The sequence below is a fragment of the Pseudomonas sp. 6D_7.1_Bac1 genome, from assembly GCF_025465945.1.
Classification (GTDB): Bacteria; Pseudomonadota; Gammaproteobacteria; order Pseudomonadales; family Pseudomonadaceae; genus Aquipseudomonas.
The window spans coordinates 48378-59094 of record NZ_JANLNW010000082.1 but is presented as its reverse complement, the minus strand read 5'-3'; the positions used below and the strand labels follow the sequence as shown (position 1 = coordinate 59094).

At 56.5% G+C, this 10717-nt stretch carries 10 protein-coding genes; 8 read left to right on the top strand and 2 right to left on the bottom strand.

The features are described from left to right. Positions 1–116: 116 nt before the first annotated feature. The 8 genes from NTD87_RS26490 to NTD87_RS26455 all read left to right on the top strand — a co-directional run bounded on the left by NTD87_RS26490 (position 117) and on the right by NTD87_RS26455 (position 9076). The gene (locus NTD87_RS26490; protein WP_262117133.1) at positions 117–431 is read left to right on the top strand and encodes a YqjD family protein; all 315 of its coding nucleotides are present in this window, start codon (positions 117–119) and stop codon (positions 429–431) included. Position 432: 1 nt separating this feature from the next. Continuing rightward, positions 433–822 carry a phage holin family protein gene (locus NTD87_RS26485; RefSeq protein ID WP_262117132.1) on the top strand — a complete coding sequence of 130 codons (390 nt, stop codon included), beginning with the start codon at positions 433–435 and terminating at the stop codon, positions 820–822. Next, positions 819–1163 (top strand): hypothetical protein, encoded by a 345-nt coding sequence (locus NTD87_RS26480; RefSeq protein ID WP_262117131.1) that lies wholly within the window; start codon positions 819–821, stop codon positions 1161–1163. The genes NTD87_RS26485 and NTD87_RS26480 overlap by 4 nt, the downstream gene beginning before the upstream one ends. Before the next feature lie 125 nt (positions 1164–1288). Next, on the top strand, positions 1289–2452 hold the full coding sequence (locus tag NTD87_RS26475) for an EAL domain-containing protein (protein WP_262117130.1): 1164 nt from the start codon (positions 1289–1291) through the stop codon (positions 2450–2452). A 66-nt stretch (positions 2453–2518) separates the two neighbouring features. Continuing rightward, a complete protein-coding gene (locus NTD87_RS26470) occupies positions 2519–3850 on the top strand; it encodes a deoxyguanosinetriphosphate triphosphohydrolase (protein ID WP_262117129.1) in 1332 nt (443 codons plus the stop codon). A gap of 272 nt (positions 3851–4122) precedes the next feature. Then, positions 4123–4530 carry a response regulator gene (locus tag NTD87_RS26465; RefSeq protein ID WP_262117128.1) on the top strand — a complete coding sequence of 136 codons (408 nt, stop codon included), beginning with the start codon at positions 4123–4125 and terminating at the stop codon, positions 4528–4530. Positions 4531–4808: 278 nt separating this feature from the next. Beyond that, positions 4809–5435 (top strand): response regulator transcription factor, encoded by a 627-nt coding sequence (locus NTD87_RS26460; protein ID WP_262117127.1) that lies wholly within the window; start codon positions 4809–4811, stop codon positions 5433–5435. 8 nt (positions 5436–5443) lie between these two features. Continuing rightward, a complete protein-coding gene (locus NTD87_RS26455) occupies positions 5444–9076 on the top strand; it encodes a transporter substrate-binding domain-containing protein (protein ID WP_262117126.1) in 3633 nt (1210 codons plus the stop codon). A 119-nt stretch (positions 9077–9195) separates the two neighbouring features. On the opposite strand, the gene NTD87_RS26450 is transcribed toward NTD87_RS26455, so the two are convergent. Both NTD87_RS26450 and NTD87_RS26445 read right to left on the bottom strand, forming a co-directional pair. After that, positions 9196–9678: a GAF domain-containing protein gene (locus tag NTD87_RS26450; protein ID WP_262117125.1), complete on the bottom strand. Its 483-nt coding sequence runs from the start codon at positions 9676–9678 to the stop codon at positions 9196–9198. Then, complete coding sequence (locus tag NTD87_RS26445) at positions 9675–10565, bottom strand: ATP-binding protein (RefSeq protein ID WP_262117124.1); 891 nt, start codon at positions 10563–10565, stop codon at positions 9675–9677. The genes NTD87_RS26450 and NTD87_RS26445 overlap by 4 nt, the downstream gene beginning before the upstream one ends. Positions 10566–10717: the final 152 nt, after the last annotated feature.

The following is a 10717-nucleotide window of genomic DNA, read 5'->3' as shown; positions in this document are numbered from 1 at the left end:
GTAAAAATTTTCTTACCCCACCGGGATGTAAAAAATTTAGACAAACGCCCCCTAGCACTGAACCATCGAGCAAGGCTCATACTCGAACATTTCATACGCCACTTATGGAGATCACCATGGCCAGCAAAACGGCAAAGACTGCTCAAGAAATCCTGATGGAAGATTTTCAGACACTGGTCAACGACACCGAACGGTTGCTGGAACACACCGCAACGCTGGCCGGTGATCAGGCCGATGAGCTGCGCAACAAGATTCACGAAAGCTTGCTGCGGGCTCGCGAGACCCTGCAACTGACCGAAGACTCCATGCGCGAACGCGGCAAGGCCGCCGTCACCGCCACTGAAGACTATGTTCAGACCAACCCTTGGCAGGCCGTTGGCATTGCGGCCGGCGTAGGCTTTTTGATTGGTCTGTTGGCGACGCGGCGCTGATATGGCTATCGATGAATCCGGCTCGTCCGAAACAGGTCCTGGCTCTTCATCGCGACGCCTGGGCGCCGCTTTTCTTGGACTGCTGCACAGCCATGTCGAGTTGTTTGGCATCGAATTACAAGAGCAGAAAGCCCGCACCGTCAGCCTGTTGCTGTTCGCAGGCCTGGCGCTGGTTTTCGCCTTGCTGTTGCTGATCGGGCTTTCGGCGCTGGTGTTGGTTCTGCTGTGGGATACGTATCGTCTGGCGGGGATTATCGGCCTGTGTGTCTTCTATACGCTCGCGGCGCTGTTCTGCGCCATGCGCTTGAAAGCGGCGATTTTCGATGAGTCATCGCCGTTCCACGCCACCCTTGAAGAATTGGCGAACGACAGAGAGCGCCTGCTGCCATGAACCTGCCTGAAATCCCCAAAAACAGCTCCCGGCAGGATATGCGCAAGGCACTGATTCGCTTGCGCATGGAAATGCATCGCCAGGAAATTCGCCACGAATCCCAGCACCTGCTGCAACCGCTGCAACGCGTGCGCGGGATGACGCAAAGCTTTCAGGAGGGGCTGGGCATCAAGCATGCGCCACTCTGGGGCATCGCCGCCGTGACCCTGCTGGGCTTCCTCACCGCGAAGGGTGCCAAGGGCGGTGGCATCAGCACCATCACTCGGCTTGTCCAACTGGGCACCAGCCTGTTGCCGCTGATCAAGCTGGTGCTGCAAGGCTCCTCGCGCAAAAACCAGTAAGCCAACATCTGGCTGCATTCTTGCAAAGCTTCACGGAACGAACCTCTTTATCGAGGGGTTCGATTCTGCCTGCCTACCCGGCAGCCAAGGCTCGACCCCAAACCAGACCTCACTAAGGAGGCCACGTGATCGACGGGCAACCGCTCGCCTGCTTTCAGCCGTTCATCGATACCGCCACAGGACGTATTGCTGGCGTCGAAGCGCTGGGTCGCCTGCGTCAGGCCGATGGTCAACTCACCTCGGTCGGCCCGCTGTTTGCCGATCAACGAACCCCTGCCATCGCACTACGTCGTCTCGACCGACAAATCCGTGATGACGCCCTGTGCCGGCTGCGGGAAGCGCCCTCCGATTGGTTTCTGAGCCTGAATATGTCACCGCGCTGGATCAGCCGAGTGCGCGCGAATCAGGCATTACCCAGCCTCAAACAATTGAACCGGCACGCTGTCGATCCGCGACGCATTGTGTTCGAGATTACCGAACTGGATGGCGATAGCCAGCGTCTGAGCGATGTGGTGACTCGCTATCGACAGGCAGGTGCGCGGATTGCCATCGATGATTTTGGCGCCGGGTATTCCCAACTCGATCGTGTTCTGGCGCTGCAACCCGACATTCTCAAACTCGACATGCGCCTGTTCCAGGCCGCCGCACGAGGGGGTCCAAGCAGCGACGTGGTCAAGGCTCTGGCACAAATGGCAGAGAAAACCGGTTGCTGGATCATCGCTGAAGGGGTTGAAACCGACGCTCAGTTGAATTTTGCTCTGGAATGCGGCTCGCGCTACGTTCAGGGCTTTCTGTTCGCCGGGGCGCAGGTCGATTTCTTCGAAACCGATGCATTCGTCAAACGCTTCGCACGGTTGCGAGAGCGCTATGTGCAGCAGAAACTTGCCGAGCGCGGACGGCTGATGGTCATGCGCCGACAACTCGGCGAATTGATGGGCATTCTGCAAACCTGGGCTCAGGCCCAGGCGCCCATTAGCCGCTTGCCGCAATTGAACGCCTTCCCCTGGCTATTGCGCTTTTACCAATGCGACCGGCATGGCACCCAGCTCACCCCCAACCTGGAATGGCGCAATGGTGGCTGGGAAGCCGATTGCCGCTACCTGGGCCACAACTGGTCCTGGCGACCGTACTTCTATCATCTGCTGGCCGAGGGCTGGGACGAGCGACGCCTGACCCTGTCGAACACTTACCGCGATGCCACCAGCAACCAATATTGCCTCACTGCCGGACAGTTCTTCGACAATGGTCAACGCTTGCTGCTGATCGATATCGACGCAGCGGGTCTGTAGTTCCGCTTGCAGGGCGTTGCGCGAACCGGGAAGCTAGTGAATCAGTCACCAGACGGAGAATCTGCCTTGGATTGGCATACCCTGCTTAATCGTGAACGCCTCGGAAAACCGGTGCACAGCCCGGAAGAACTCGGTCGCAGCCCCTTCCATAAAGACCACGACCGGGTCATTTTCTCCGGTGCCTTTCGCCGCCTTGGTCGCAAGACCCAGGTCCACCCGGTGTCCAGCAATGACCATATCCACACGCGCCTGACCCACTCGCTGGAAGTCAGTTGTGTGGGGCGTTCATTGGGCATGCGCGTCGGTGAAACCATCCGCAGTGCACTGCCCGACTGGTGCGAGCCGAGCGATCTGGGCATGGTGGTGCAGTCAGCTTGCCTGGCCCATGACATCGGCAATCCGCCCTTTGGCCACTCGGGCGAAGACGCCATCCGCTACTGGTTCCAACAAGCTGCGGGCAAGGGCTGGCTGGACGCCATGAGTGAAGTCGAACGCAATGACTTCCTCAACTTCGAGGGTAATGCCCAAGGCTTCCGGGTGCTGACCCAACTGGAATACCACCAGTTCGACGGCGGTACACGGCTGACCTACGCGACACTCGGTACTTACCTGAAATATCCGTGGACCGCGCGCCATGCCGATTCGCTGGGTTACAAAAAACACAAGTTCGGTTGCTATCAGAGCGAACTGCCCCTGCTGGAGCAGATCGCCCAGAAACTGGGCCTGCCTCAACTCGAGGAACAGCGCTGGGCCCGGCATCCTCTGGTCTATCTGATGGAGGCCGCTGACGACATCTGCTACGCCTTGATCGACCTTGAAGATGGTCTGGAGATGGAGCTTCTGGAATACGCCGAGGTGGAGTCCCTGTTGCTCGGCCTGGTCGGGGATGATCTGCCGGAAACCTACCGTCAACTTGGCCCCAATGATTCGCGCCGCCGCAAACTGGCGATTCTGCGTGGCAAAGCCATCGAACACCTGACCAACGCCGCGGCACGTGCATTCGTCGAGCAACAGGACGCGCTATTGGCGGGCACCCTTCACGGCGATCTGGTGGAACACATGCACGGTCCCGCCAAGCGTTGCGTGCTGAATGCCAAGGACATGGCGCGTAAAAAAATATTCCAGGACAAGCGCAAAACCCTGCACGAAATCGGTGCTTACACCACCCTGGAAATTCTGCTGAACGGCTTTTGCGGGGCAGCACTGGAGCAGCACGGCGGTCGTACGGCTTCATTCAAGAACCGTCGCATACTTGATCTGCTAGGCAATAATGCACCCGACCCCCACGGCCCTTTGCATACCTCGTTTTTACGCATGATCGACTTCATCGCCGGCATGACCGACAGCTATGCCAGCGAAATGGCACTGGAAATGACCGGACGCTCCAGCCACCACTAAAATTGATCGATCAGTCGCCCCGGAAAATTCGGTGGCGGCTGATCGTAACCTCAACTTTTTTGTAGTACTGAGAGAATCCCCCTACATCTTGTGCAGAGTAAACTGATCGTTTGCTCTATATACACACGAAATAATCACTCTATCCTGATCATTATGATCGAGCGCCGTAAAGCTGACAGATATCCCGTAACAATAAAGAAGATAGTGCTGATTAAAACTAGACAATCATTTCTGACGCCACCGCAGGTCAACCATTTTGCATGGAAAGCTATATGTTCAAATACGATCTGCGCATCATGCTGGTGGAGGATCACCCTTTTCAGCTGAAAGCAACCCAATACCTGCTTGAAAGTTACGGCTTCACTCAGGTCACCGCTGTAGATAATGCTGAAAATGCATTACAGACGATGACTCAGTTGCAGCGACCATTCGAAATATTGCTGTGCGATCAATGCCTGCCTGACCTCTGCGGCCTCGACTTGATTGGTATTGCCAGCCACCTGGGCCTGATACACCAGGCGATCATCCTGAGCAGCCTTGACTCAACCGAACTGGGCATATTGAAAAAAAACGCACACGAACAGCGACTGCCATTGCTGGGGTATTTGGCCAAACCACTGAAACAATCTGAATTTATAAACTTGTTGACCCACATCGGCACAATGAACAAGCACAATTAACGCAGAGCCCTCAGGCACCTTTCGACAGACAGGAACACCCAACGTCACCACGCACCAGAAACATCCACTCAGCACTAACTAAAACGCATATATCACCCCACCTACATACCGACCTAATATTCTCGTCCTTCCTTACAAACCTAGTTCACATGTAATCCTCTGCCTCTTTTATTGTAGGACTTGTCTTGTATTGCCCCTACAGCTCCTTCACTTCATGCGTCAACTCCCTTATCTGAGCTAAGGTGCTCGCTTTATTTGCGCACGCATGGGACATGGTTATGAACTCAGTTTTTATTGTCGACGATCACCCCGTCATTCGCCTTGCAGTTCGTATGTTGCTGGAACATGAAGGTTACAAAGTAGTCGGTGAGTCCGATAACGGCGTCGATGCGATGCAGATGGTTCGCGAATGCATGCCCGACCTGATCATCCTTGACATCAGCATCCCGAAACTCGATGGACTGGAAGTTCTCTCCCGATTCAACGCGATGAGTACTCCGCTGAAAACACTGGTATTGACGGCCCAGAGCCCAACACTTTTCGCCATCCGCTGCATGCAGTCCGGGGCCTCCGGTTATGTCTGCAAACAGGAGGACCTCAGCGAACTGCTCAGTGCCATCAAAGCCGTGCTGTCCGGTTACAACTACTTCCCCAGCCAGGCCTTGAACCCGGTTCGCGGGGATGAAGGACTCTGTGCCGAACTGGACTTGTTCAAGACCGTCAATGATCGCGAACTGATGGTTCTGCAGCTGTTCGCCCAAGGCCGTACCAACAAGGAAATTGCCAAAGGCATGTTCCTCAGCAACAAGACCGTCAGCACCTACAAGAAAAGACTCATGCAGAAACTCAAGGCCAAATCCTTGGTAGAACTTATCGAGATGGCAAAACGTAACGCGCTAGTGTGAGAGACAGGATGCCCAGGTGTTTAAAGGACTATTTATTGTATTTGAGCGCAGGATTATGCCTAAGCAGCTCTGTGTCCGTAGCAGACACCGAAATCGGGAATTACACACTGCTCAGTCGCTCAACTGCAGGTCATATGGAAGTTCAGCTGGATAAATCACAACAGCTGTGGATACACAATAAACGCACACTGATCCTTGGGACCTCCGCTCCCGACTACCCTCCTTTCGATTTAACGATCAGTGGCCACGACTATGAGGGCTTCACGGCCGATTACGCGGGGATTCTTGCAAAATCCCTGGGCCTGCCGATCAAGGTCCGTCGCTACCTCTCCCGAGAGGCTGCCATCGAGGCACTCGAAAATGGCGACATCGATCTGCTCGGAACGGCCAATGGTTTCGAAGCGAGGCATCCGAACATCGTACTTTCCGCACCCTACGCCATCGATCGACCGGTACTGGTAACCCGGAACACCGAAAACCGATCGTTGACAGAAGGCCTGGCCGACATGCGAGTCAGCATGGTCTATCACTATCTGCCGCTGGAAGAGGTTAAAGCGCTATACCCCAAGGCCATCATCACCGCCTATCCGTCCTACCAGAATGCGATCAGTGCCGTCGCCTTTGACCAGGCAGACGTGTTCCTCGGCGATACCATTTCAACCCATTTCACGATCAACAAGGGTTATCTGAAAAATATACGGATGGCCAACTTCGGCAAACATGAGGCCTATGGTTTCAGCTTCGCTGTGCGCAAGGACGATCAGAACCTGCTGGAGATCATTAACGCCGTACTCAAAGGGGTGCCTGCGGGCGAGCGGGAAAGCATTGCCAAACGCTGGAGCGCGGGCAGTGACATCCTTCTGACTGACCACAAACTGCAATTGACCCACCGCGAGGAGCGCTGGCTTGCGCAGCATCCGGTTGTTCGCGTGGTCGTCAACGACGCCTTCGCCCCGCTCACGTTCTTTGACTCCGACGGGACCTTTCGGGGTATCACCGCCGACCTGCTCGAACTGATCAGGCTTCGAACCGGTTTACGGTTCGAGATTCACCATAGCCAAAGTGACAGTGAGATGATCAACCAGATTAAAGAAAACCGGGCCGATCTGATTGCCGCGATGCTTCCCAGCGCCGAACGTGAGGCGCAGCTGAGCTTCACTCGTCCCTACCTGGAAAATTCATTTGTACTGCTGACCCAAAAGAGCACCACTGGCCCACTCAGTCTTGAGCAACTGAATGGCAAGCGCCTGGCAATCACTCAAGGCAATCCACTCCTCGACTACCTGCGCCACGAACACCCGAGTATCCATCTGATTGAAACGCCTGACACGTTCAGCGCGGTGGAGTTACTTGCCAAAGGTCAAGTAGAGGGCGCTGCCAGCTCATTGGTGATTGCCAACTACGTCATTTCATCGCAGGTGTTCGAGGACACGTTGCAAATCAGCGCGACGATCGGGATACAGCAGGCCGCGTTTTCACTGGCGACGGCGCGCAGCGCTACAGAACTGAACGCCATCCTCGAAAAAGCCCTGCTCAGCATTGCGCCGGACGAGCTGGGGGTCATCAACAGTCACTGGCGCGGCTACACGGGCACCTCCAATAGCACCTGGCGTAAATACCATCGCCTGTTTTATCAACTGGTCATCGGCAGCGGTTTGTTGTTGCTGATTTCACTGGCCTGGAATGCCCACATGCGCAGGCAGATCAAACAACGCCAGAAAGCGGAGCGCGCACTCAATGATCAGTTTGAATTCATGCGGTCTCTGGTCAACGGAACACCTCACCCCCTCTACGTTCGGGACCGCGAAGGACTGTTGCAAAGCTGTAATGACAGTTATCTGGAGGCTTTTTGCGCCAAACGCGAGGACGTGATCGGCAAAAACGTCATGCAAGGCGCCATGAGCAATGAGTTCGAGGCCCGTGAATACCAGGCGGATTACCAGCGAGTGATGGCCGAAGGCGTCCCGTTGATTCTCGACCGCACTCTGCACATTGGCCGGCAGAAGCTGACGATCTATCACTGGATTCTTCCCTACCGAGACTCGACGGGTGAGGTCCGGGGGATCATTGGTGGCTGGATCGACATCAGCGAACGACGACAGCTTTTTGATGAGCTCAGGGCCGCCAAAGAGCAGGCGGACAAGGCAAACCGCGCCAAGAGCACCTTCCTCGCCACCATGAGTCATGAGATCCGCACGCCGATGAATGCGGTGATCGGCATGCTCGAATTGACGTTGAAACGGGCCGACCAAAGCCATCTGGACCGTCCGGCCATCGAAGTGGCGTACAACTCGGCCAAGGACTTGCTGGAACTGATTGGCGACATCCTCGATATCGCTCGAATCGAGTCCGGCCACGTGAGCCTGGCCCCAGAGCGGGTGAACCTTCGCGAAACCGTGGAAGCGGTCGTGCGGGTCTTCGACGGATTGGCCCGACAAAAAAACCTCAGTCTGGTGCTGGAGTTTCCCACCCGTGCTGAACAGCCCGATGTCTCGATAGACCCCCTGCGGTTCAAACAGATACTGTCCAACCTGATCAGCAATGCCATCAAGTTTACCGAGCGCGGCAAGGTCGAGATCAAGGTCAAGCTGCAACCGGCTTCGAAACCCGGCCGGTTGGCGATGGAGTTATCGGTCACTGACACCGGTGTCGGTATCAGTGAAGATGATCAGCGACGGTTGTTCGAACCCTTCGCCCAGGCGGAAAACACCGGGCAGTTGGCCAGAGGCGGCGCGGGGTTGGGGTTGGTGATCAGCCGCAATCTGTGCGAAATGATGGGCGGTTGCCTGCAGCTGACCAGTCAGCCCGGGATCGGCACCCAGGTCCGGATTTCATTGCAGATGACGGCACTTCCAGACGCCGTGGTGCTGGACACCCCGCAACCGGTGATCGCGAATACCGCGGCGACCTTGAACGTGCTGGTGGTCGACGACCATCCTGCGAATCGATTGCTCATGTGCCAGCAACTCGGCTTTCTCGGGCATCAATCCGTCACGGCCGACGACGGCGAGGCAGGCTTCCAGGCATGGAACGAAGGCCATTTCGACCTGGTCATTGCGGACTGCAACATGCCACTGATGAATGGCTACGAGCTCACCCGTGCCATCCGTGAAGCCGAGCACAATGAGCAGCGCCCACCCTGCACGGTGCTTGGCTTCACCGCCAATGCTCAACCGGAGGAAAAACAGCGATGTCGACAAGCAGGCATGAATGATTGCCTGTTCAAACCCATCAGCCTGACCACACTGAGCCAGCGACTGGAAGCACTCAAGCCGATCATGGACGATCAAGCCTTTAACCTGGACGGCTTGCAGTTACTCACCGGCGGCGATCCAAAACGGGTTCAGCGCTTGCTCGCAGAACTGCTCAACAGCAATCGCCTCGACCGCCAGGAACTCCTCGCACTGCCACCTGCGAGCGGGCCGCAAGCCTTCATCGATTTGGCACACAAAATCAAAGGCGCGGCCCGTATCGTCCAGGCCTCAAGGCTTATCGATGGCTGCGAAGCGCTTGAACGCATGTGCCATGAAGGCTTCTGCGAGGTGCAGCTTGAGGCCCGCAGCAAAGGCATAGAGCGCGCCATGCTTGAGTTGGAACAAGCCCTGCAACGACAGATCCGTGATCACGCCAAGACCGGTTGATCCAGCCTTGACTATGCTTGATCGCTGAGCGGTGCGTATCGGCTATTGAGAGACCTGCAATGCCCGGCACGGCAAATCGCCCCATGAGCCTGCTCGTCAAAGCAGGCTTGCGGGTCTGATCAGCACTCGGTCAAACGCAAGAAAATCGCCGCCAACTGCTCGATGCCGGCCTGATCATCAACGGTGAAACGCGCCAGCAAAGGACTGTCCAGGTCCAGCACGCCGATCAATCGACCGTCTTTGACCAGCGGTACTACCAGCTCGCTGTTCGAGGCACTGTCGCAGGCAATATGCCCGGCGAACGCGTGCACATCCTCAACCCGTTGAGTGCACCGGGTCGCGGCCGCTGCGCCGCAAACGCCGCGGCCAAACGGAATGCGCACACAGGCAATCTGCCCCTGGAAAGGTCCGAGCACCAGCTCCTCGTTGCGATTGAGGTAAAACCCGGCCCAATTCAGGTCATCGAGCTGGTTGAACAAGAACGCCGAAAACTGTGCGGCGTTGGCGATAAAATCACGCTCATCCGCCAGCAACGACTCCAGCTGCGCGCAGAGCAAACCATAACCCTCAAGGCCTGCGCCGCTCTTTTGCAAATCGATCATGCCTTGTGCTCCAACAACTTCAGTCCTACCCAATACCGGGCAAATTGATACGCGCAACGGCCGTTGCGATTGCCGCGGCCGGTGGCCCAGCGAACCGCGAGAATCTCCAGCTCTTCATCACGTTTCCACTCAAGGCCGGCCTTGCCTGCCAACTCACCTACCCAATGCTCGACCACATTGAGAAAGTGTTCCTGGGTAAAGGGATAAAACGACAACCACAGACCAAATCGATCCGACAAGGCGATCTTGTCTTCGACCGCCTCGTTGGGATGAAGCTCGCCGTCGACCATTTTCCAGTTTTCGTTATCGCTTTCCTTTTCCGGAACCAGGTGACGACGGTTAGAGGTGGCGTACAGCAGCACGTTATCCGGTGCCTGCTCCAGCGAGCCGTCAAGCACGCTCTTAAGCACTCGGTAGTCGCCCTCACCGGCCTCGAACGACAGATCATCGCAAAACAGCACAAAGCGCTGAGGCAGCTTGGCGACTTGCTCAACGACGCGAGGCAAGTCTGCCAGGTGATCGCGCTCAATCTCGATCAGCCGCAAACCGCCCTTGGCGTGCTCTGCCAGCAAGGCCCGCACCAGCGACGATTTACCCGTGCCGCGCGAGCCCCAGAGCAATGCGTGGTTGGCAGGCATGCCGTCGAGAAACTGCCGGGTATTTCGCCCCAACTGTTCCAACTGCTTGTCGACCCCGATCAGGTCGGACAGTCGCATGTCCAGACTGACCTCAAGCGGCAACAGAAATCCGCTGCGCCCCTCACGCTGCCAGCGCGCAGCCAGGCACTGTGTCCAGTCGATGGTGCTACGCGGTGCGGGCAACAATGGCTCGATACGAGCCAGAACCGCATCGGCGCGTTCAAGAAATGCATTCAATCGGGAATCCACGACTTCTCCTCGGGCACGTTCACAGTAATGATGGGCACAGAAAACCAAACGCAGCGCGCAATACCGGGACTTTCGCGATAATGGCTCACCAGCCAGTCATGCCGAAACCCACGCATGATCAGCTATGCTTCGCCCAGAAAGGAAACGAAAGT

Coding starts and splice junctions, on each gene's coding strand:
- NTD87_RS26490 (WP_262117133.1), top strand. CDS start 117: ATGGCCAGCAAAACGGCAAAGACTGCTCAAGAAATCCTGATGGAAGAT.
- NTD87_RS26485 (WP_262117132.1), top strand. CDS start 433: ATGGCTATCGATGAATCCGGCTCGTCCGAAACAGGTCCTGGCTCTTCA.
- NTD87_RS26480 (WP_262117131.1), top strand. CDS start 819: ATGAACCTGCCTGAAATCCCCAAAAACAGCTCCCGGCAGGATATGCGC.
- NTD87_RS26465 (WP_262117128.1), top strand. CDS start 4,123: ATGTTCAAATACGATCTGCGCATCATGCTGGTGGAGGATCACCCTTTT.
- NTD87_RS26460 (WP_262117127.1), top strand. CDS start 4,809: ATGAACTCAGTTTTTATTGTCGACGATCACCCCGTCATTCGCCTTGCA.
- NTD87_RS26455 (WP_262117126.1), top strand. CDS start 5,444: ATGCCCAGGTGTTTAAAGGACTATTTATTGTATTTGAGCGCAGGATTA.
- NTD87_RS26450 (WP_262117125.1), bottom strand. CDS start 9,678: ATGATCGATTTGCAAAAGAGCGGCGCAGGCCTTGAGGGTTATGGTTTG.